This is a genomic window from Undibacterium cyanobacteriorum, from assembly GCF_031326225.1.
GTDB classification, from domain to species: domain Bacteria; phylum Pseudomonadota; class Gammaproteobacteria; order Burkholderiales; family Burkholderiaceae_D; genus Undibacterium; species Undibacterium cyanobacteriorum.
Window position 1 is genome coordinate 2,557,509 of sequence record NZ_CP133720.1, and the last position, 23,453, is coordinate 2,580,961.

At 47.0% G+C, this 23,453-nt stretch carries 19 protein-coding genes and 1 tRNA gene; 5 read left to right on the top strand and 15 right to left on the bottom strand.

What is annotated here, in order from left to right; translation table 11 throughout:
- Positions 1–15 precede the first annotated feature (15 nt).
- Entirely contained in the window at positions 16–2,598 is a 2,583-nt protein-coding gene (locus RF679_RS10795; protein ID WP_309480638.1) for a YHYH protein, read from the top strand.
- An 8-nt stretch (positions 2,599–2,606) separates the two neighbouring features.
- Positions 2,607–3,176: a hypothetical protein gene (locus RF679_RS10800; RefSeq protein ID WP_309480639.1), complete on the top strand. Its 570-nt coding sequence runs from the start codon at positions 2,607–2,609 to the stop codon at positions 3,174–3,176.
- A 107-nt stretch (positions 3,177–3,283) separates the two neighbouring features.
- On the opposite strand, the gene RF679_RS10805 is transcribed toward RF679_RS10800, so the two are convergent.
- The 7 genes from RF679_RS10805 to rpsF form a co-directional block, all read right to left on the bottom strand.
- Positions 3,284–4,285, bottom strand: coding sequence for an inorganic phosphate transporter (locus RF679_RS10805; RefSeq protein WP_309480640.1), 1,002 nt, complete (start codon positions 4,283–4,285; stop codon positions 3,284–3,286).
- Between the two features lie 67 nt (positions 4,286–4,352).
- The gene (locus RF679_RS10810) at positions 4,353–4,979 is read right to left on the bottom strand and encodes a DUF47 domain-containing protein (protein WP_309480641.1); all 627 of its coding nucleotides are present in this window, start codon (positions 4,977–4,979) and stop codon (positions 4,353–4,355) included.
- 99 nt (positions 4,980–5,078) lie between these two features.
- Positions 5,079–6,470, bottom strand: a complete 1,392-nt coding sequence (locus RF679_RS10815; protein WP_309480642.1) for a replicative DNA helicase — start codon at positions 6,468–6,470, stop codon at positions 5,079–5,081.
- 179 nt (positions 6,471–6,649) lie between these two features.
- The gene (rplI, locus tag RF679_RS10820) at positions 6,650–7,102 is read right to left on the bottom strand and encodes a 50S ribosomal protein L9 (RefSeq protein WP_309480643.1); all 453 of its coding nucleotides are present in this window, start codon (positions 7,100–7,102) and stop codon (positions 6,650–6,652) included.
- 26 nt (positions 7,103–7,128) lie between these two features.
- Positions 7,129–7,413, bottom strand: a complete 285-nt coding sequence (gene rpsR / locus RF679_RS10825; protein WP_186889822.1) for a 30S ribosomal protein S18 — start codon at positions 7,411–7,413, stop codon at positions 7,129–7,131.
- A 9-nt stretch (positions 7,414–7,422) separates the two neighbouring features.
- Positions 7,423–7,737 (bottom strand): primosomal replication protein N, encoded by a 315-nt coding sequence (priB, locus tag RF679_RS10830; RefSeq protein ID WP_309480644.1) that lies wholly within the window; start codon positions 7,735–7,737, stop codon positions 7,423–7,425.
- A 47-nt stretch (positions 7,738–7,784) separates the two neighbouring features.
- Positions 7,785–8,153: a 30S ribosomal protein S6 gene (gene rpsF, locus RF679_RS10835; RefSeq protein ID WP_309480645.1), complete on the bottom strand. Its 369-nt coding sequence runs from the start codon at positions 8,151–8,153 to the stop codon at positions 7,785–7,787.
- A gap of 451 nt (positions 8,154–8,604) precedes the next feature.
- On the opposite strand from rpsF, the gene lexA reads away from it, so the two are divergent.
- Complete coding sequence (gene lexA, locus RF679_RS10840) at positions 8,605–9,267, top strand: transcriptional repressor LexA (protein WP_309480646.1); 663 nt, start codon at positions 8,605–8,607, stop codon at positions 9,265–9,267.
- A gap of 283 nt (positions 9,268–9,550) precedes the next feature.
- Here the strand turns inward: lexA and lon are convergent, their stop codons facing one another.
- From lon to RF679_RS10875, 7 genes are all read right to left on the bottom strand, one after another.
- Complete coding sequence (gene lon / locus RF679_RS10845; protein ID WP_309480647.1) at positions 9,551–11,959, bottom strand: endopeptidase La; 2,409 nt, start codon at positions 11,957–11,959, stop codon at positions 9,551–9,553.
- A 276-nt stretch (positions 11,960–12,235) separates the two neighbouring features.
- Positions 12,236–13,501, bottom strand: coding sequence for an ATP-dependent Clp protease ATP-binding subunit ClpX (clpX, locus tag RF679_RS10850; protein WP_309480648.1), 1,266 nt, complete (start codon positions 13,499–13,501; stop codon positions 12,236–12,238).
- A gap of 183 nt (positions 13,502–13,684) precedes the next feature.
- Positions 13,685–14,311, bottom strand: coding sequence for an ATP-dependent Clp endopeptidase proteolytic subunit ClpP (gene clpP / locus RF679_RS10855; RefSeq protein ID WP_309480649.1), 627 nt, complete (start codon positions 14,309–14,311; stop codon positions 13,685–13,687).
- Positions 14,312–14,323: 12 nt separating this feature from the next.
- Positions 14,324–15,664, bottom strand: coding sequence for a trigger factor (gene tig, locus RF679_RS10860; protein WP_309480650.1), 1,341 nt, complete (start codon positions 15,662–15,664; stop codon positions 14,324–14,326).
- A gap of 26 nt (positions 15,665–15,690) precedes the next feature.
- A tRNA-Leu gene (locus tag RF679_RS10865) sits at positions 15,691–15,777 on the bottom strand.
- Between the two features lie 362 nt (positions 15,778–16,139).
- Positions 16,140–19,244 carry an efflux RND transporter permease subunit gene (locus tag RF679_RS10870; protein ID WP_309480651.1) on the bottom strand — a complete coding sequence of 1,035 codons (3,105 nt, stop codon included), beginning with the start codon at positions 19,242–19,244 and terminating at the stop codon, positions 16,140–16,142.
- Positions 19,241–20,428: an efflux RND transporter periplasmic adaptor subunit gene (locus RF679_RS10875; protein ID WP_309480652.1), complete on the bottom strand. Its 1,188-nt coding sequence runs from the start codon at positions 20,426–20,428 to the stop codon at positions 19,241–19,243. Before RF679_RS10875 ends, RF679_RS10870 begins: the two co-directional genes overlap by 4 nt.
- A gap of 325 nt (positions 20,429–20,753) precedes the next feature.
- On the opposite strand from RF679_RS10875, the gene hpnC reads away from it, so the two are divergent.
- Both hpnC and RF679_RS10885 read left to right on the top strand, forming a co-directional pair.
- A complete protein-coding gene (hpnC, locus tag RF679_RS10880; RefSeq protein WP_309480653.1) occupies positions 20,754–21,563 on the top strand; it encodes a squalene synthase HpnC in 810 nt (269 codons plus the stop codon).
- A gap of 18 nt (positions 21,564–21,581) precedes the next feature.
- Positions 21,582–22,289, top strand: a complete 708-nt coding sequence (locus tag RF679_RS10885; protein WP_309480654.1) for a M24 family metallopeptidase — start codon at positions 21,582–21,584, stop codon at positions 22,287–22,289.
- A 156-nt stretch (positions 22,290–22,445) separates the two neighbouring features.
- On the opposite strand, the gene RF679_RS10890 is transcribed toward RF679_RS10885, so the two are convergent.
- Positions 22,446–23,288, bottom strand: coding sequence for a hypothetical protein (locus RF679_RS10890; protein WP_309480655.1), 843 nt, complete (start codon positions 23,286–23,288; stop codon positions 22,446–22,448).
- Between the last annotated feature and the right edge of the window lie 165 nt (positions 23,289–23,453).

The window sequence follows — 23,453 nt, forward strand, 5'->3', positions numbered from 1 at the left end:
AACATTGGAGGATCTATGTCTGCTTTTCTCACTCTGCGTCAGCTAGTCTACCTCGCCAGTGCCCTACTACTCAGCGCTTGTGGCGGAACTGCAGAAGATCAGCCAGCACGCAATACATCGGCCCAAGCCGTGACGATGTCAGGGCCACCAGCAACACTGATTGGCGCTCGGAACAATTATGTGATCAGTGTCGCTGGCAGCACTGCGAGCATCACGGACATCACCGGACAAGAGGCGCAACGCACAGCATCCATGAGCGACAAGCTCGTGTTCAAAGACGTGAGTGTTGATCTCAGCCTGAGTACAGTACTACCCAAAATCAACGAAACTCAACTACGTTCCTTGATCGAGCTCTATATCGCCTTCTTTAATCGTGTTCCCGACGCAGAAGGTATGCATTATTGGATCCAACAAATCATCGACGGACGCACTGTCTTGCAAATCGCTGATAGTTTTTACAGTGCTGGAAAACTCTATCCTGACCTTACTGGATACTCGGACAAAATGAGCAATGCGGATTTCGTCACGATACTGTACAAAAATGTATTGGGTCGATCTGGCAGCAGCGCACCTAGCGCAGCCGAAGTCAATTACTGGGTGAATGATATTGAATCTGGACGGCAAAGCCGCAGCACAGTCGTGATCGCCATGTTGTACTCGGCTCGCGTCTTGGCAGACGATCCTGTCGTTGGTTGGGTCACCCGACTACTCAATAACAAAATCAGTGTTGGTCGCTATCTCGCCATTGAACAAGGACTAAGTTTTCTCAATGACGCCGACAACATCACAAAATCCATCGCCATCGCCGCTCTGATTGATGCCAACGACACGGACCAAGCATTAGCTGGGCTGGCCACCGCTGATCAACAATTCACCTTATCGAAAACAGTTCCGAGCGCGCCAAAATCTCTCGCGGCAACTGTCGGCAACGCCTCAATCAGCCTCCAATTTTCAGCTCCGAGTCGTAACGGTGGCAGCGCAATTACATCCTACACGGCGACTTGCATTGGCAATGGCAAGACATCACAACAGACCGCCCAAAGCAGTCCGATTAGTTTGACTGGTTTGCTCAATGGAACTAGCTACAGCTGCACTGTGCGCGCTACCAATGCACAGGGTGATAGCGACGCTTCAAATAGTGTCAACGCCACACCAAGCGCACCGACTTCAAGTTTTAAATTAATCAGTAGTGCTGGCTTAGACGGCGCCGCTATGGCAGCCGACTACACCTGCGATGGAACAGGTTCCAGCATTCCACTGTCTTGGAGTAACGCGCCAAGCGGCACCAAAGAATTCGCCCTTCTCATGACGACCATTCCAGGCGATGGCACTACCAAATGGAATTGGGTGCTCTACAATATTCCGGCCGCAACTAGCAGTTTAGTGAAAGATAGTATTGGAGTTGGCACATTGGGTGTCGGTAGCGATGGCCCATTGGCGGCATATCAAGCACCATGTTCACAAGGACCGGGCGCGAAAGTCTATACATTAACCCTGTATGCCCTCTCCGCTGCACCGACACTTCCATCGAGTGGTGCAATTACTGGTGCAATCTTAAAAGACGCCATTGCCAACATCACCCTCGGCAGTGCCAGCACCAACTTGAGCTTTACGCGCACCACAATGACAGGTTCTTCAAATGCTTGCCAGATGATACGCAATTCCTTGACCGCTTCGAATACAGGCTATGTATCCGTCAGCTGCGACGCGAACTACGCTTATGTTAGTTCGCTCGGTATCGCAAATCACACCATGATGAACGGTATCACTGCGACGAATTTGCAAGTGCCGACAGTACAGAAATTCAATGGCGCTTACGGTTGGAAAATCCCTTTGAGTCCGGCAATCGCGGCGTCTACCACCTCCGCCGTTGATGGACCTATCGGCGTTGCAATTAACGGCGTCCCTATCTTCAATCCGTGTAAGCAAGGCGGGTGTCAGAATGGTGACACCAAGGTCTTAGGTGAACTCGATATTTGCAATGGCCATGCAGGCCGCTCAGATGACTACCACTACCATGCTGCGCCGACCTGCGTGATGGCGGCTAAGCCAAGCAGCTATTGGGACACCCATCCCGTCGGTTGGGCTCTCGATGGATTCGCTATTTACGGTTACAACAACGCTGATGGGAAAGTGGCACCACGTGATTCTGTTTGCGGTGGCAATACCGATCCAAACACAAATGGTCCCAGCGGCTACGCTTATCATGTGACCGACGCATCGCCTTACGTTCTATCTTGCTTCCGCGGTACGCCTAGTCCCGATCTTGCTAATCAGTCGAGTAAATATAGTCCAATGCGACAACCACCTGTGACACCATTTAGTGTTTCGAATATGACATTAAGCACTGATCCAAGTGATGGCTATCAGGTGCTGCAATTTACGTCCGCCAAAACATTTGTGACGAATGAAGTGGGAAGTGACTCTTACACCAACACTGCGGGAACCTATAAGATTCGTTACAAGGCGCTCAGCGGCACGGATCTCGCGAGCGCGTTAGCTACGCCGAAAAATGCTGGTAAATCGATGTGTTGGGCCTTCCAATTCCAAACCAGCGGCGGTACAACAACACAGCCTAATATCACTTATTGCCGTTAGAGTTTCTTATGCTATCTAAACTATTTCGTCGCGGTGCACTAAGCATATGCCTCGCTGGCTGTCTGAGTTCTGTGGCCGCAGCACATGACTTGGAAGCCAATCGAGTGAGCGTCGTCTTGCGCGACAACATTCATTTGAGCTTACAGTTTAGAATCGATTACTTCAATTTCTTGCGCCAAGCATACGCACCGACGGCTAATGAGAAACAAGCGCTGCTAGAACTGGCATCGCTATCCGACCAAGCATTCGATGTGCTCTACCAACAATCTCAGAAACTCTTTATCGAGCAAACGATATTGAATGCTGGTGCTGATACTCCACTGCAGCTGAGTCATTGGCGATGGCCCAAAGTCTCGCACATTCAACAATCAATTCGAAAGTTGAGCGCGCAGATGATCGTTTCTCCTCAAGAGCATATTCACTATGACTTTGTGGAGGTGCAAGCGGATGCGATCGCCATGAAAGAAGTGAATCAATGCCGCCTGAAGCTACCGTCCTCACTTGGCAATGTGCTCGTGATTCACTATCGCGCTCAGCAGCAATGGAATGAACAAAAAGAGACTGAGATGCGCTTTTAGACTCTTATATTATTTTTTACCTCTAGTGGAAATATAGACTTCAAGAACAAGCAATAAAAAACCCGAAGCATGCTTCGGGTTCTTTATTTTTCGAACTAAAGGCAGTCTTACATAATCTTTGTACCGATCCACCACCCAATTGCTGCAACAAAGGCAGAAGCAGGAATCGTTAAGATCCAAGCCCACACAATATTGCCCGCAACACCCCAACGTACCGCAGACATCTTTTGTGCGGAACCAACACCGACGATCGCGCCAGTGATTGTGTGGGTTGTCGAAACTGGGATACCCGACAAATTGGCGAACAACAAAGTCAATGCACCAGCACCTTCCGCACAGAAACCTCCAACTGGTTTCAGCTTCGTGATCTTCTGGCCCATCGTTTTCACAATACGCCAACCTCCGAACAAGGTACCAAAACCAATTGCAGCATAGCAGGAATAAACAACCCACATTGGCGGTAGAGCATCAGTACTTGCCGAATGTCCCGTCGCAATCAGCAACATCCAAATGATCGCCATCGTCTTTTGTGCATCATTGCCACCATGACCAAGACTGAAAGCAGAGGCCGACACGAGTTGTAAACGGCGGAACCACTTGTCAACTTTCATTGGTGTCGATTTCACGAAGATCCACGACACTAGAAGCATTAAAAGTGACCCAAGCAAAAATCCAATCAAAGGTGACAAGACAATAAAGGTGATGATTTTATATAAACCTGTAGCAATCAATGCACCGGTTCCTTCCTTCGCCACAGCAGCACCAATCAATCCACCGATCAGTGCGTGTGATGAGGACGATGGAATACCGAAATACCATGTCACCAAGTTCCAAAAAATGGCTCCGATTAAGGCCCCAAAAACCACATAATGATCAATCACAGTAGGGTCAATGGTTCCCTTACCGATCGTCTTTGCGACCGATAGATTGAACACAAAGAAAGCAAGCATATTAAAGATTGCTGCTAAAGCCACTGCTTGACCTGGTCGCAACACACCCGTTGAGACAATGGTCGCAATCGCATTCGCGGCGTCATGAAACCCATTCATGAAGTCAAATGCTAACGCCAGAGCCACCAACAGAATGATGACGTACAGACTAGTTTCCATAATAAATTCTCTCGAAAATTTGCGTTACTCGCAAACAAAAGTGAAGAAGAAAAACAATGATTGCGCCTTAGGCGTTTTCAACCACGATACCTTCGATAATGTTTGCAACGTCTTCGCAACGGTCAGTTACCGTCTCGAGAATTTCGTAAATGGCCTTTAACTTAATCAGATTACGTACATCAGGCTCGTCGCGGAACAACTTGGACATTGCCGCACGCATCACGTGATCAGCATCAGACTCCAATCGATCAATTTCTTCACAAATCGACAGAATTTGACGTGAATTATCCATGTTCGATAACAAAGCGACGGCTGCTTTGACTTTCTCAGCACAAGCTAAGCAAAGTTCTGCCAGACGCTTAGCTTCTTGAGTCACTTCGCGAATGTCGTACAAAGAAATTGTCTGTGCCGCATCTTCGAGTAAATCGAGAATATCGTCCATCTTCGTGATCAATTGATGAATATCGTCACGATCGAGAGGAGTAATAAAAGTTTTATGCAAAAGGTCGATAGCGCTGTAGGTAACTGCATCCGCCTGTTTCTCAACGCTCTCAATCGCGTGCACACGAATTTCCAAGTCGTCGAAATTGGTCATCAATGCGACCATCTCTTTAGAACCTTTGACGCACAATTCGGCGTGTTGGTTGAAGAGATCAAAAAATTTACCCTCAGTGGGCATTAATCGTCCGAACATGTTTATTTCCCTGAATTAGAAATTATTTTAATTTGCCTCGGCCATTCGCATGGCAACGCGGCGCATCTGACTTAGTGGTAAAACAAAACTACAAAAAAACTATTCGTTGTCGCCGTAAATACTCAAGGAGCCAACGTAATTATCAAACTTAGTGTATTCGCCCAAGAAGGCTAAACGCACACTACCAATCGGGCCGTTACGCTGCTTACCGATTATGATTTCCGCAGTGCCTTTATCAGGCGAATCAGGGTTATAGACCTGATCACGATAAATGAACAAGATTACGTCAGCATCCTGCTCAATCGCACCAGATTCACGCAAATCGGACATAACCGGGCGCTTGTTAGGGCGCTGCTCCAAAGAACGGTTCAGCTGCGACAAACCAATCACAGGGCAGCCCAATTCCTTAGCCAAGCCTTTCATGCTTCGCGAAATCTCAGAAATCTCAGTCGCACGATTTTCACCGCCGCCCGAATTACCCGCCATCAGCTGCAAGTAGTCAATAATGATCAAACCTAACTTGCCGCATTGACGAGACAAACGACGCGCACGCGCGCGCAATTCGATCGAACTCAAAGCGGGAGTTTCATCGATATAAAACTGCGCCTCGTTCATCTTTTGAATGGCGTAGGTCAAACGTGGCCAATCTTCGTCTATCAAACGACCTGTACGCAAACGATGTTGGTCAAGACGTCCGACCGAGCCAAGCATACGCATCGCTAACTGTGCCCCCCCCATCTCCATCGAAAACACAGCAACCGGTAGTCCGCTATCAATCGCGACGTTTTCACCAATATTGATGGAGAACGCGGTCTTACCCATGGAGGGACGACCCGCCACAATAATCAAGTCACCTGGCTGCAAACCAGAAGTCATGCGGTCCAAATCAACGAAGCCGGTCGGCACACCGGTGATATCACTGGTCTGATCGCGGTTATACAGTTCATCGATACGTTCAACCACTTGCGTCAACAAAGGTTGAATCGCTTGGAAACCTTGTGCGCCACGCGCACCTTCTTCAGCGATCGCGAAAATTTTCGCCTCCGCTGCATCAAGCAATTGCTTCACTTCCTTGCCTTGCGGATTTAGGGCGTCGCTGGCAATTTCATCTGCCACCGTAATCAACTTTCGCAAGATCCCACGATCGCGCACAATTTCAGCATAACGGCGAATATTCGCAGCTGATGGTGTGTTTTGCGCGAGAGCATTGAGGTAAGTGAGGCCACCGGCATCATCTGCTTTACCAGCGGCATTCAGATAGTCATACACGGTGATCACGTCGGCCGGACGTGAGGAGTTGATCAGCTTAACGATGGCTTGAAAAATCAAGCGGTGATCGAAGCGATAAAAATCATCTTCGCGTATGAAGTCTGCAATACGATCCCACGCCGCATTATCGAGCATCAAACCACCGAGAACTGACTGCTCAGCTTCGATAGAATGCGGGGGAACGCGGAGTGAATCTAACTGAGGATCTGAGGATGGTTTCATGGTGCGCATTATACCTTTTTATTCGCTCGCAACGGCAATCGCCGTATCACAAACGACGCAGTAAAACGTATTTCCTGACAGCCTAGATAATCGATAAACAAATTATTTTATTAACATCATCTCTGACGTAAAAAAAGCCGGGAAGCCCCGGCTTTTTCGTCGATTCTTTGAGAACCGAATTACGCTTGTTCGCCCAATACTGCAACGACGATTTCAACAACAACGTCAGTGTGCAAAGCAACAGAAACTGGGTGATCGCCAACTGCCTTCAATGGGCCTTGTGGCAAACGAACTTGAGCTTTCTCTACAGCGAAACCTTGTTTTGTCAAAGCTTCAGCGATGTCGAAGTTTGTAACAGAACCAAACAAACGACCATCAACACCAGCTTTTTGAGAAATTTGAACTGTCAAACCGTTCAATTTTTCGCCTTGAGCTTGTGCTGCAGCCAATTTCTCAGCAGCTGCTTTTTCCAGCTCTGCGCGCTTCGCTTCGAATTCAGCGATCGCTGCAGCAGTTGCACGACGTGCGATACGTTGTGGGATCAAGAAGTTACGTGCGTAACCATCTTTAACACGAACTACGTCGCCCAAATTGCCGAGATTAACGACTTTATCCATCAAAATAACTTGCATGTTTTTCTCCTAAATTCCGTCGTCAATTACGCTGTGTGCAAATCAGTGTAAGGCAACAACGCTAAGTAGCGTGCGCGCTTAACAGCTGTATCAACTTGACGCTGATACAAAGCCTTAGTACCAGTCAAACGTGCAGGCATAATTTTGCCGTTTTCTTGGATGAAGTCTTTCAATGTGTCGATATCTTTGTAATCAACTGCAGCTACGTGACCTGCAGAGAAACGGCAGAATTTTTTACGCTTGAACAAAGGATTTTGTTGCTGACGCTTTTGTTTCAATTTGCTTTTATCAAATTTTTTACCGAATGCCATGGTTGGCTCCTAATCTAGTAAATGCGTTTCGTTTTTCAGCGCTTCGATGTGCGTCACATGAAAAACGATACTTTTGCTGTTGCGGTTCTTTCGTGCAAGAAAACCTTTGAACTCTCTAAACTCACCGAGCTCGATCTCTAACATTTGGCTAGAGATTTCACCTGCTGCTATCGCGTTTATTTCAAACTCAACGAGACGCTCAGCGCCGGCATGCATCTGCTTCGAATCATGTTTTAACGACACTGTCGCGATTGGAATTCCCGCTGGCGTATATCGCAATACGGATTTTTCGATGAGTTGCGCAACGACTGTTAGCTGATTCACGTGTCCGAGATAATTCTTGGTACTTACACTCTCTAAGTTAAAAATGCTTAAGCTGCAGGAGCTTCAACACGTTGTGCCTTAGCAGAATCTTCCTTCTGCACAGACTTCATCATTGGAGAAGGTGCTGTTTCAGCTTTCTTCATTTTTACTGTCAAGTGACGCAACACGGCATCATTGAATTTGAATGCTGTTTCCAACTCGAGCAAAGTTTCCGCGTCGCACTCGATGTTCATGCAAACATAGTGTGCTTTCGCCAATTTTTGGATCATGTATGCCAATTGGCGACGACCCCAGTCTTCAACGCGGTGGATCTGACCACCACGGGAAGTCACTGTAGTTTTGTAACGCTCGATCATTGCTGGCACTTGCTCGCTTTGATCGGGATGTACGATAAATACGATTTCATAATGACGCATAATTTCTCCTTGTGGACAAAATTAAAGCCTGCCTCGGCGTCAAGACGAGTGCAGGAAGAGGAAAGCCCGCTATCATAATTGATTTCTCCCAAACAATCAACAACTTATCTGCGAAAGCTCCTGATACGGCCTGTCGATGCATGATTGATGAGCACTCGCCGCTATTCACAAAAGCGAATCATTAGCGAAACGGCTTGGCTTTTTAGATCCGGAAAGCAACGTTTAAGACTTTTTTGGCAAAAGTACGGCACAAAGTAGCAAATAATGCTTGCAATCGAGCCCATACTGTACAAAAATACAGACTGCTTTTATATACAGCCTTATCAAGCATTAACTATTTTTTTAATTTGAGCACCGAAGTCCTGGTTTCAAATATGAAATGTGTCAATTGCCTTCAACCTCCGCGAGATTGATAAGGTATTTTTAGCCACCCAAAGTTTCGATAGCAATCATGCTTAAATTAACCGCCCGCCAAGAACAAATTCTCACGCTGATTAAAGATGCCATCCAAAATACTGGCTTCCCTCCGACTCGCGCTGAAATTGCTAATGAACTAGGTTTTCGCTCCACTAATGCGGCCGAAGAGCATTTGCAAGCATTGGCACGCAAGGGAGTGATTGAAATCTCGGCTGGCACTTCGCGCGGAATTCGACTGAAGGAATCAAGCCTCAATACAAACCCCAGCCACACTGCGAACGCTCAAATGGCACTCCCCCACCCCGCTCTCATGCAACTGAGTTTGCCTTTAGTGGGACGCGTCGCTGCAGGCTCACCTATTTTGGCAACAGAGCACGTGGAAGCGACCTATAACGTCGATCCATCGTTATTTTCAGCCAAACCGGATTTTTTATTGAAGGTGCGCGGATTATCAATGCGCGATGTGGGCATTATGGATGGCGACCTGCTCGCAGTGAAAAAAACCGATTCCGCAAGAAATGGGCAAATTGTCGTCGCAAGAATCGGTGAAGAGGTAACGGTAAAACGCTACATGCGCACTTCAAACGGTATTGAATTGCTCCCTGAGAACCCTGACTTTAAACCAATCATTGTCAATGAAAGTGAGTCAGAGTTCGCACTAGAAGGTCTTGCTGTAGGACTACTGCGATCTTGGTGAGAATAAGCGGCGACTAAAATCTCAATTAAAAGGCAGCGGCCTGAATTTAGATTACGCCAACGCTCCAACTGAGATGATCGGCTAACGCTCCTTCAAACATCATCGCAACTAAGCACTTCCAAGATCCACAGAACTACCTCTTCATCAATGCGCATCAAAACAAAAATCCCAAATTTAGCAATGAATCTAGCTGCTAAATTCGGGATTTTTTCGATTTAAGTCACAAGGCGATGAGAGCCAAACTTATTGCTCTCCTCAAGCTGCACACTGTTTTTAGATACGATTAATGCTTCACTGTCGTCGCATCGTTAGTCGCATCTTTTGCAGCGACTGCAGGAACCGCCATTTCCTCTTCGGTTAAAGCGACTGGTTGCCGCTCCAGAGCGACCTCAAGAACTTTATCAATCCAACGTACTGGAATAATTTCCAACTTATTCTTCACGTTATCTGGAATGTCCGCGAGATCTTTAGCATTTTCCTCTGGAATCAAAACCGTCTTAATGCCACCGCGATGAGCCGCCAGTAGTTTCTCCTTCAAACCGCCGATTGGTAAAACTTCGCCACGCAACGTAATTTCGCCGGTCATCGCCACATCTGCGCGAACAGGAATACCAGTGAAGATGGAAACTAATGCAGTTGTCATTGCAATGCCCGCCGACGGGCCATCTTTCGGAGTTGCACCTTCTGGTACGTGAATATGCACGTCCGTTTTTTCAAATACATCGGACTTAATACCCAATCGAGCCGAGCGACTACGCACAACCGTACGCGCTGCCTCGATCGACTCTTTCATGACATCTCCCAAGGTACCAGTTCTGATGGTGCCGCCTTTACCCGGCATAGAAACAGCCTCGATTGTCAACAAATCACCGCCCACCTCAGTCCAAGCAAGACCAACAACTTGACCTACTTGATTTTCCTTCGTAGCTACACCGAAATCATAGCGACGAACGCCAAGATATTTATCCAAATTTTTCGGAGTTATGCTTGCCTTCTTCTCGCTCTTCTTCAACAACAGCATCTTCACTACCTTACGGCAGATTTTCGACACTTCGCGCTCTAAGGCGCGAACGCCTGCTTCACGTGTGTAGTAACGAATAATGTCGCGAATTGCGGCTTCAGAGACACTGATCTCGTCTTCTTTCAAGCCATTGTTCTTGATCTGCTTTGGTAGCAAATAACGTTGCGCGATACTTGCCTTCTCATCCTCTGTATAGCCGGACAAGCGAATTACTTCCATCCGATCTAACAACGGCGCTGGAATATTGTAGGAGTTCGACGTCGCAACGAACATTACATCAGACAAATCAAAGTCAACTTCGATGTAATGATCAGAGAAAGTGTGATTTTGCTCTGGATCCAAGACTTCCAGCAGTGCCGACGATGGATCGCCGCGGAAGTCAGCTCCCATCTTATCGACTTCATCCAACAAAAAGAGTGGGTTACGAACACCAACCTTACTCAAGCTTTGCAAAATTTTACCTGGCATCGAACCGATGTAGGTACGACGGTGACCACGGATTTCCGCTTCATCGCGAACACCACCCAAGGCCATACGCACGAACTTACGGTTGGTCGCCTTCGCAATTGATTGTCCCAACGATGTCTTACCAACGCCTGGAGGGCCGACCAAACAAAGGATCGGTGCCTTGAGCTTATCAACACGCTGTTGAACTGCTAAATACTCGAGGATACGCTCCTTCACCTTATCAAGGCCATAGTGATCATCACTTAAGACCTTTTCCGCATTCGTCAAATCATTATTGACCTTGGACTTTTTCTTCCATGGCAAATTAACGATGGTGTCGATGTAATTACGGACGACCGTAGCCTCGGCCGACATCGGCGACATCATCTTGAGTTTCTTCAACTCATTCATCGCTTTGTCACGCGCCTCTTTAGGCATCTTAGCTGCAGTAATTTTCTTTTCGAGCTCATCAATATCAGCGCCCTCTTCGCCCTCACCGAGCTCTTTTTGAATCGCTTTCACTTGCTCATTCAAATAGTACTCACGCTGAGACTTTTCCATCTGGCGCTTCACTCGACCGCGGATACGCTTCTCAACTTGCAAGATATCTAGCTCGCCCTCCAACTGTCCGAGCAAATGCTCGAGACGCTTGGCAACGCTAAAAATCTCTAAGATCACTTGCTTTTGCTCAAGCTTGAGTGGCAGATGAGCAGCAATGGTATCAGCCAAACGACCAGCATCATCAATACCAGACAAAGAAGCCAAAATCTCTGGAGGAATCTTTTTATTGAGTTTTACATACTGATCAAACTGCTGAACAATCGCGCGACGCATCGCTTCAATTTCAGCATCGTCGCCAGCTTCAACAGCAATTGGCGTTAAATCAGCAACGAAATGCGTCTCACCGTCTTGAATGTGATGAATACGCGCACGCTGAGCGCCCTCAACTAGAACCTTTACGGTTCCATCCGGCAATTTCAGCATTTGGAGAATATTGGCGACACAGCCGATCTCGTAAATATCATCGGCCGAAGGCTCATCTTTAGCAGCAGCTTTCTGCGCCGCAAGCATGATGCACTTACCCTGTTCCATGGCGGCTTCGAGAGCCTTGATAGACTTAGGACGACCGACAAACAAAGGGATTACCATGTGAGGAAATACCACCACATCGCGCAGCGGTAACAATGGCAATTCAGTACGATCTTTAATGATGGAAGTTGTCATGGCGCACCTTTTAAAAAATTTCAACTCATAGATTGGCGCACTAGGCTAAAACTCAAGCCCGTCATCCGAATAAAACAATAAAAAAAGCTACTCAGAGTGTCGTCTCCGGGTAGCTTTCCGATTGAAGCTGTTCTTTATTGTTTGATTTTATTGTACCGCTAAATCCAAAAACGCACAGTCAATTCAAATTCAGCAGTTGATTTTTTTTCGATTTGCTTCTTTTTATCAACAAAAGCACGAGAAATTACTGCAACAAAACGCTTAATCTTTTATCGATTAAGCTCCGGCTACTTTTGGTTGCTCTTTATAAATCAACAAAGGCTTGGCACCAGAAGTGATCGTATTCTCATCGATCACAACCTTCGCGACATCTTTTTCACTTGGCAATTCATACATCACGTCAAGCAAGGCATGCTCCAAAATACTCCGCAAGCCACGAGCCCCCGTCTTACGCGCAATAGCTTTCTTGGCAATCGCTTGCAATGCAGATGGGCGAATTTCCAGTTCAGTACCTTCCATCTCCAATAACTTGGCGTACTGTTTCACCATCGCATTCTTTGGCTCAACCAAAATCTGAATCAACGCAGCTTCATCAAGCTCATTGAGTGTTGCGATGACTGGCAAACGACCAACTAATTCTGGAATGATACCGAATTTGATAAGATCTTGCGGCTCAGCGTCTTGCATGACTTGGCTCGCCGTCTTTTCAGATTGACTCTTTACACTCGCAGAAAAACCAATGCCACTTTTCTCAGAACGATCTGAAATGATTTTTGCCAAACCATCAAACGCTCCTCCACAAATAAACATGATATTTGTGGTATCAATCTGTATGAAATCTTGATTTGGATGCTTACGTCCACCTTGTGGAGGTACAGACGCCATCGTTCCCTCGATCAGCTTCAGCAAGGCTTGTTGCACGCCCTCACCAGAGACATCTCGCGTAATCGATGGATTCTCCGCTTTACGTGAAATTTTATCGATCTCATCGATATAGACGATCCCCTTCTGGGCACGCTCAACCTCGTAATTACAGTTTTGCAGCAATTTTTGAATAATGTTTTCCACGTCCTCACCAACGTACCCAGCCTCGGTCAGCGTGGTTGCATCAGCAATGACGAACGGCACGTTCAGCATACGCGCCAAGGTCTGAGCCAATAAGGTTTTACCAGATCCAGTCGGTCCGACCAGCAAAATATTACTCTTTGCCAGCTCAACATCATCCTTTTTGCCGAGATGCTTCAAGCGCTTGTAATGATTGTAAACCGCAACCGCGAGAATACGCTTTGCTTTCTCCTGTCCGATCACATACTGATCCAGCAATTCTGTAATCTCAGCAGGTGTTGGCAACTCCGACTTCGCAGAAGAAATCGGCTCCATTGCATTAATCTCATCGCGTATGATGTCATTGCATAAATCAATGCATTCATCGCAGATAAATACCGATGGCCCAGCAATCAATTTTTTAACTTCATGCTGACTCTTGCCACAAAATGAGCAATACAATAATTTTTCGCCGGTTGTGCTTTTCTTATCTGACATAATGCTTTCGTTTTTTTGACGTACATCTAAATTTACTTGTGATCGTAATATTACTGCAAAATTCGACACCCTTGCCGAGATTGAGCAGGATTTTCACATTTTCCTGAAGCTCACAAAGTCAAAACCCACATAAAAAAACGCCCACATCAATTCGATGCAGGCGTTCTTCGATTTTCCTAAATATCAACCGCGGTGAGTGAGTACTTGATCGATCAATCCGTACTGCATTGCTGCTTCAGCCGACATAAAGTTATCTCGATCGGTATCACGTGCGATTTGCTCAACCGACTGCCCTGTCTTTTCCGCCAAGATTGCATTCAATCGCTCGCGCAGATACAAAATTTCACGCGCCTGAATTTCGATATCGGACGCTTGACCTTGAGCTCCACCCAAGGGTTGATGAATCATGATACGAGAATTCGGCAACGAAAAACGCTTACCTTTCGCACCAGCCGCCAACAAAAATGCACCCATAGATGCAGCCAAGCCAGTACACAGAGTAGAGACATCAGGCTTGATGAATTGCATCGTATCGAAGATCGCCATGCCCGCAGAAACCGAACCACCTGGCGAGTTGATGTAGAGAGAAATGTCCTTCTCAGGATTTTCACTCTCCAAAAACAAAAGCTGAGCCACGACTAAATTTGCAGTCTGATCTGTTACTGGGCCAACCAAGAAAATGACACGTTCTTTGAGCAAACGAGAATAGATATCATAAGCACGCTCACCACGCCCGCTTTGCTCAACCACCATCGGCACCATGCCTAGCATATTTGTATCTAAAGCTGAATTCTGGATGATGCCTGCCATAGTGTTCCCTTCTTAAGCTTGTGTGTTACCCATCAATTCGTCAAATGGCAAAACCTTTTCTTCGACTTTTGCTTTACCGAGTACATAGTTAACGACGTTTTCTTCTAATACAAGGGCTTCCACTTCCGCCAAACGATTGCGGTCGCTGTAGAAGTACTTCACGACTTGCTGAGGATCTTCGTAGCTCTGTGCAGAATCTTCAACGTGCGCCTTAACTTGCTCTGCAGTCGCTTGCAAGTTATTCGCCTTTACCATTTCTGCCAAAATCAAACCGAGACGAACACGACGTTCCGCTTGCGCCAAGAACAAATCTGTTGGGAATGGCACGTCTTTTACATTCATACCACGCTGAGCCATGTCTTGACGTGTCATTTCCGCCAAACGTTGCGCATCTTGTTCGATCAATGCTTTAGGCGCATCAAACTCAACCGCTTTCACCAAGGCGTCCATGACGCTGTCCTTAGTCTTTGCTTTGACACGGCCTTTAACTTCACGCTCGAGGTTTTCTTTGATGTCGTTACGCATTTTGGACAGATCGCCATCCTCAACACCCAACATCTTGGCGAATTCCGCATCAACTTCTGGCAAGTGTGCCCATTCAAGCTTCGTCAAAGTCACTGTAAACTCTGCTGTTTTGCCTGCAACGTCTTTGCTGTGATAGTCCTCTGGGAATGCCAATGGAAACACTTTAGAGTCGCCAACTTTCAGGCCCAAAGTTGCTTCTTCAAACTCTGGCAACATGCGTCCTTCACCCAACACGAAGGTAAAGCCTTCCGCCTTACCGCCAGCGAACTCAACACCATCAATTGTGCCGACGAAGTCAACGGTTGCACGATCACCTTTTTGAGCAGACTGATCAGCACCACCATCGCCATGAGCACCTTGCTCACCTTTGACGTGGAAATGCACACGTTGCTTGCGAAGAATATCAATCGTCTTATCGATTTCAACGTCAGTCACATCGGACTTCACTTGAGTGACTTCAACGCCAGACAAATCACCAACGACCACTTCTGGATAGACTTCAAATGTCGCATCAAAAGTTAAATAGTTGTCGGAATAGCTGTTTTTAGGTTCGATACGTGGATAACCAGCAACGCGCAAATTATTTTCTTGCACTGCTTGGCTGAACGCGATACCAACTTTCTCGTTCAATACTTCGTTCTCGACTTGGTAGCCATATTGTGCCGCGACCATTTTCATCGGCACTTTACCTGGACGGAAACCAGGTGCTTTCGCTGTACGTGCACGTACTTTCAAACGCTTTTCGATTTCCGGCTGCATTTCAGCGATAGGAAATGTGATCGTAATACGGCGTTCCAATTTTTCTAAAGTTTCGACTGCAGTTGCCATGAAAATCGTCCAAATAAAATAAACTGTGGTGCGAGGAGGGGGACTCGAACCCCCACACCATTGCTGGCGTCAGGACCTAAACCTGGTGCGTCTACCAATTTCGCCATCCTCGCGGGATGAAAACACAAGCTAATAGTCGGTTTTACTACTAGCACAAAAGCAAAGGGCGACCTAAGTTTCCAGTGTCGCCCCTAACAATTGCATGTGGCATTTCAACTTCAACCAACTATTCTACTAGATTTTATCCAAACTTGTCTCACCTTTTTATGCTCAAATTAATACAAGACTTAAGAAACCTTGCTTAGAAAACCACAGAAAATCTACAAGCTGCTCTGATCGAGGGACAAGCAGTCAGCAAAAGCACGAGAAAAGTTGATTGCAACGCGCACACTCAGTGGGATCTAATCACCACCAAAGACATTTGAACGAGAGTCGAGAAGGTTGCAAACTCCTTTCCCGACTATCTCGTTCGCCTTTATGCTTTTTTGATGCGGAACCAAGCCGCATAAAGCGCTGGCAAGAACAACAATGTCAAGGCAGTTGCAATAATCAGTCCACCCATAATCGCTACCGCCATCGGCCCCCAGAACACTGAGCGCGACAAGGGAATCATCGCCAACACTGCAGCCGCAGCTGTCAATATGATAGGCCTAAATCGGCGCACTGCCGCTTCCACGATCGCATCCCAAGCTGGCACACCTGCAGCACGGTCTTGCTCAATTTGATCGATCAAGATGACGGAATTACGAATAATCATCCCAAACAACGCGATCACACCTAGCTGAGCAACGAAGCCAAATGGTCTTTGCAAAATCAACAGCGCCATTGCGGCACCCGCCACACCCAAAGGTCCGGTCAAGAATACGAGCACGGAACGTGAGAAGCTATGCAATTGAAGCATCAACAATGTGAAAATAATGAAAATCACTAATGGCACATTCGCCGCAATCGATTCTTGCGCCTTGCCACTATCCGCTGCTGCCCCCGCCAATTCAATTTTATAACCAGGCAATAAGCTTGCTCGTATCGCGTCCAATTTTGGATTAATTTGAGAAGATACTGTTGGACCTTGAATACCATCCACAACGTCACACTGTACCGTCACTGCCCATTCACGCCCCTCGCGCCATACCACGCCCGGCTCCCATGCCAAACGAATCGTCGCAATTTGCGATAAAGGCACGGTCTTGCCGCTACTTGTCGGCACATTCGCACTTGACAACGCTTGGACAGTAGAACGCTCATCGATTGGCTGTCGAATTTGAATGTCGATCAAACGATTTGACTCGCGGAACTGCCCGACTGGCGTGCCTGACAAAATGGTGTTTGCGGCGCGCATAACACTTTGCGATGTAACACCCAAAGCCCGCAACTTATCTTGATCCATGTCGATGCGCACGACTTTCACCGATTCATTCCAGTTGTCGTTCACACCTAATGCGTTCGGGTTAGCGCGCATTACTTCTTTGACGCGATCAGCAACCTCTCGCACCTTTTCTACTTCCAAGCCTGTGACACGGAATTGCACGGGATACGGCACTGGAGGCCCATTCGGCAACAACTTAACGCGACCACGAACTTCGGGGAAATCTTCTTTAAAAGCTTGATTAATTTTCAAACGCAACGCTTCACGCGCCTTTAAGTCTTTCGGCAAAACGACGATCTGTGTCACGTTCGTTTGCGGAAAAATTTGATCCAAAGGCAAGTAGAAACGTGGACTTCCTGTTCCCACATAACTAGTCACACTCTGCACGCCTTCTTGTTTCTGAATGAAGGCTTCAAATTTCTTCGCTTGCGCTTCTGTCGCTTTGAACGATGAGCCTTCTGGCAACCACAACTCAACCATCAACTCCGGGCGACTCGAGTCCGGGAAAAATTGCTGCTCGATAAATTTAAAGCCGAACACGCCCAAACCGAACACACCCAGCGTAATCACGATTGTTGTCTTACGCCACTGCACGCACCAATTAACCAGTGCACGGAAACGTGTATAAAACGGCGTATCAAACAATTCATGATGTCCATCCGCGCCTGCATGCGGCTTCACTTTCAAAAACAAATAGCCGAGATATGGCGTGAACAACACTGCCGCCAACCATGAAATTAAAAGCGCCAATGCATTCACCGAGAACATAGAGAATGTGTATTCACCCGCTGCAGACTCAGCCAAGCCGATTGGCAAGAAGCCTGCCGCGGTGATCAAAGTACCCGTCAACATTGGCATCGCCGTCGAAGAATAAGCGAAGGTGGCGGCATCAAATCGCGAATACCCCTCCTCCATCTTACGAACCATCATTTCGACCGCGATAATCGCATCATCAACTAATAGTCCCAGCGCGATAATCAGCGCACCAAGAGAAATCTTGTGTAGATCGATGTTAAATATGCGCATGAACAAGAATGTCACCGCCAAGACTAGTGGAATGGTGAGCGCAACAACTAACCCCGGCCAAACATCCAAGCGCCAAGGTTTCGTGTGTAAGCCCAGTGAGAGAAAACTCACCGCCAACACGATTACCACCGCTTCGATCAAGGTGTTCACAAATTCGCCAACAGATGAGGCCACAATCTTAGGCTGATCCGACACTCGATCCAACTCTACGCCAACAGGCAATTGCGATTTAATGGTCTTTACAGTGGTCTCAAGGTGCTTCCCGAGCTCAATGATGTTGCCACCTTTTTCCATTGACACGCCTAAGCCGATGACTTCCTTGCCATTGAAGCGCATCTTGTCTCCTGGAGGATCTTTGTACTCACGTTTGATCGTCGCAAAGTCTCCGAGGCGGAAAGTGGTACCGTTCGCACGCAACTGTAAGTTTTCTAGATCTTTGACAGTATTCAACGCACCAGACACGCGCACTTGCAAGTTGCTCGTCGAAGTCGTTAAGACGCCAGTGCCCTCAACTGAGTTTTGCGCACTGATTTGTGAAACGATGGCATCGAATGAAATACCCAGCTGCGAAAACTTTTTCTGTGAGAACTCAATATTTATCTTCTCGTCCTGAACGCCGAACATTTCGACCTTCGCGACACGCGGAATACGTAACAGTTGTTGCCGTACGAAATCGGCGTATTGACGCACCTCCTCGTAACTAAAACCGTCACCAGAAATCGCGAAGATAGAACCGTAAGTATCGCCAAATTCATCATTGAAGAATGGCCCAATCACACCCGCAGGCAAAGTTCCTTTGATGTCACCGATTTTCTTACGGACTTGATACCAAACTTGCGCAGTCTCTTTAGGAGGTGTGGATTCCCGCAATTGCAAAATGATGAGGGTTTCACCTGGCTTGGAATAACTACGAATTTTGTCGACGTAAGGCGCCTCTTGAAGTTTCTTTTCAAGTTTATCTGTCACCTGATCAGCCATTTGCAAGGATGTTGCACCCGGCCAGACGGCACGCACCACCATGGCGCGGAAAGTGAACGGTGGATCCTCATCTTGCCCGAGACGACCAAAACTAAAAATGCCGCCTAGTAGCAAGGCAACCATCAGGTAACGTGTCAGTGGGATATGTTCAAGAGCCCAGCGCGATAGATTAAACCCGCCAGACTTCTTGTCGGTTTGAACATCGCTCATTTGTTTGCTCCTGGGTTGGCGCTTGCGCTGGTGCCAGCATTATTGTTAGTCGCCTTGACCTCTGCACCAAGGATACTAACCTTTTGCCCCGGTTTGAGCAGATTCACACCAGCAGTCACCACTTGCTGACCTGGAGTAACACCGCTTGCAATGAGCACATCCTCACCAATCGTCGAAGCAACATTGACAGACTGCAATCGCACTGCGCCATTCTCAACCACCCAAACCGATGTCGCTGTCTTATCATGAAACAATGCGGTCAAAGGAAGTTTTACCAATGCATTCGGATTTTTCATACCAAACGATGCAGTCGCAGTCATTCCTAACTTCACATCTTTTTGATTCGCCGGCAAAGCCAACTTCGCTGTGAAAGTGCGTGTCACTGGATCCGCAATCGGAGAAAGCTCACGAAGTTTTGCGGCGATCACCTCCGTCTTATTCGCCCACATACGAACGCTAACATCTTTCATTTGTCGAATCGCGTTAATACGGTCTTCTGGAATACCAACCACGACATCCATTTCACCTTCTTTCGCAACGCGCACTACTGGCGTTCCCGCAGCCACAACTTGGCCAATTTCAGCGTCAATGCCTGTAACGACACCATCAACGTCCGACACCAAACTACTATATGAAGTTTGGTTAGATTGGTTCGAAAAACCTGCCTTCGCTTGCTCATAGCTCGCTTGTGCTGCTTTATAGGTCGTTTCCTTCGCATCTAAAACGGCTTGTGCGACGAAGTTCTTCTCGCGCAGCTCTTGATAGCGTTTAAATTCCGCCTTAGCCAAATCGCGATTACTCTCAGCTGCACTCAGCGCAGCTTTCGCGGATGCCTGTCCCAATAATAAATCTTGCGAATCAAGTTGCATTAGAACCTGGCCCTTTTTGACCATAGTACCAACATCGACCTTGCGAGAAATAATTTTTCCAGGCACACGGAAGCCCAGTCGCGACTCGATACGCGCACGCACTTCGCCTGGAAACTCGGTTTGCAACTCCGATGATTCGAGAGCCGCTGTCACCACTCGGACAGGACGAATATCATCGGTTTTCTCCGCAGGTTTCTTACAAGCCACCAAACCCAACACCGAGCTCACCAACATCATATTAAGCAGTCCAGCCGCAATCGCGCCTCTGCGAGCTTTGGGGAATTGCCCAAATTGGGATACATTGAAATTAATCACAGGATTTTCCTTTTCCTTGGGAGTAACGATAATGAAAGCATTTCACATAGCAACTCAACTTATCGTCACCTGTTGCTGAGGTCATTCTAAAATTCCGACCTGCGAAGTCGTTCGGCTGATTGAGGCTCACTAACTATAAGCAAACTCTGCTTGCTGCTCGATGGAAACAATCTGAGCAGCGATGCCTCTTGCACTTTGAACTGTTTGGGTCAGAAAAACAATAAGAACAGTCCCAAATTTAATAAATGACTCGCGGGTAAGTAATTATAATGACGAAAGTTTTGTTTGCCAATGACTTTCGAGTCATTTATTTTCATTTATCTTCATGACAATCGATCACTACGAAAATTTCCCTGTAGCATCATTCCTTTTGCCGGCAGAGCTTCGACCGGCCGTCCGGACGATCTATGCCTTTGCCCGCAGTGCCGATGATTTTGCCGACGAGGGCGAGCTTGAAGACTCGGAGCGACTAGCCTTACTGAAAAATTACGAAGAAGAAATAAAAAAAATTGAAAGTGCTTTACCGAGTCAGCGCGCGCTGTTCATCGACCTGAGATCAATAATTGAGAAGCATCAGATACCAACAAGTCTATTCCTAGATTTGCTTTCAGCTTTTAAACAAGACATCACCATCAAGCAGTATGGCTCATTCGATACGCTGCTCGACTATTGTCGACGATCGGCCAATCCGGTTGGTCGAATTATGTTACATCTCTTCAACGAGGCTTCAGAGATTCACATCGCACAATCAGACGACATTTGCACAGCACTCCAACTCATCAATTTCTGGCAAGACGTCGAGCTCGATCTCGCAAAGGGACGCGTTTATCTGCCACAGGAAGATCTCGATCAATTCGAAATCAGCAATCTGGCGCAAGAAGCTCTCGCAAATAGCAGCAAGTGGAGACAATTGATGCAATTTGAAATCGATCGAGCGCGAGATCTCATGCTGAGAGGCGCCCCACTTGCCAAAGACTTGCCTGGTCGATTTGGCATTGAATTACGCATGGTGGTGCAAGGAGGACTACGTATTCTTCAGAAGATAGAAGATGTACAATACGACGTTTTTAAAAAACGGCCAACACTCAAAAAGTGGGATGGAGCCATCATGATGTGGCACAGTCTCACAATGTAAGGATAGGCAAATTACAAAGTGAAGCCCGACCTCCGCACCATTGAGCAATATCGACAAATCCAAGACGCAGCCAAAAAAGTCTTGCGAGAATTGCCTGGTCAATTATCGATACATGACACCGAAGCGAGCATCGCTTCCAAAGCCGTTACCATGCTCGCTGAACTCGGCTATCCCGAGACCTGGTATTACGATTGTCCCGCCCAAGTTCTGCTTGGCAGCCGAAGCTGCCTCTCGATTTCAGGGCGTCAATATAGTCCCCAAAATGAAGCCATTGGCGGCCAAAACCTCATCAGTATAGACTTAAGCCCAAAGCTCGGCGACATTTGGGGAGATTGCTCACGCACCTTTGCTTTTGAATTTGGCACGTGGGTTGAAGATCCAAAAACCAGAGAATATTTGAATGGTTTCCAATTTCAACAGTACATTCATGCGGAGCTGATGCGTTGGCTCAAGCCACATCACACCCTCCATCAATTATTCGATTGGGCCAACGTTCGCATTCGGGAAAAAGGCTTCGTCAATTTAGACTTCCGAGGCAATGTCGGTCACAGTATCGCAACCACTCGAGACGACCGTCATTTTATCCAAGCCGACGACCACACCCAACTGGGTGACATCCATTTTTTCAGTTTCGAACCGTTTGTACGTGTCAAAGGTGGTCACTGGGGATTCAAGCACGAAGAAATATACTACTTCAACGAGCAAGAGCAGTTAATTTGCCTTTGACTATTAAGTGATTTTTCTTTGATTTTGAATTTATTTTGATTTTCAGTCGATTTTCATTGAATCAACAAAATAAAAAAATGGGAAGCCCAAATAAAAAAGCCAGCACTTAAGCTGGCTTTTTTTGTGATCGCAATTAAGGAGACTGTGCAGCTAAGCTTATCCCGCAACACAAGTCACAGCAATCGCAGCAGCAGGTGCTGGATTCGCTAACGACGCAACGCCTTTACCATTCACGACTGTACATTTCTGGCCAGTTGGTTGCGTCGACACTTGCACGTCATAGCCTTGGCCATCGAGCAAACTAAACCTGAATGTATAGACACCATCGACAACCGCATTGACGGTATCCGATCCATTATTTGTCAAAACCAATAAAGTATTAGCCTTCAAGCCACTGATCGTGCCACCAATAGGAACCCCTGTCACGCAATCGACACCGATATTCGTTGGTGGACTCGATAGACGCGCTGTTCCCGTTCCGTTCGTTACCACACACACTTTTCCCGACGGTGGGCTAACGACACTCACCGTGTAGGCTTGACCATCAACCACATATTTCGAAAAACTAAATGGACCGTTTGCCGATAAGGTTGTCGGATAGCTGGTATCCGAATTCACAGCCAAAACGACGGAGGTGGAATCTGGCAGATTAGTTAAAGTTCCTCCCAACTGCACATTCGGCGAACATTGCACCGATACATTCGTTACTGGGGCCTCTCCGCGCATTTGCCCACTACCATTTGTTACCGTGCAATTGACTGGATTTGGTTGAAGACCGACCGTGATGTTGTAACTTGCATTGCTCGCAACTCGGAAAGAGAAAGGACCATCCGCACTTAGTTGTGCCGTGTAATTGGTATCTGTTTTCAAAACAAGTGTGCTACCTGTAGTCAGGCCAGTAACATTTCCACCCACTGTGGTGTACACAAAACCACCGCAACCTGCCAACACGAGAGAAAACACACCGGCGATTAACTTCGTTTTTCTTGTCAATTTCATTCGATTCTTTCACAAAAACATGTACTGCAACTTAGGCAAACTTACACGAACCAGCATCCCCTAGGGCATTGGAAGCACGCATTGTACAACAACATATGCAAAGCGCGACCCTGATTTCTTGTGTAAAAATGTAGCAAGCCTCGGTCTCAAGACACCATGAAACCA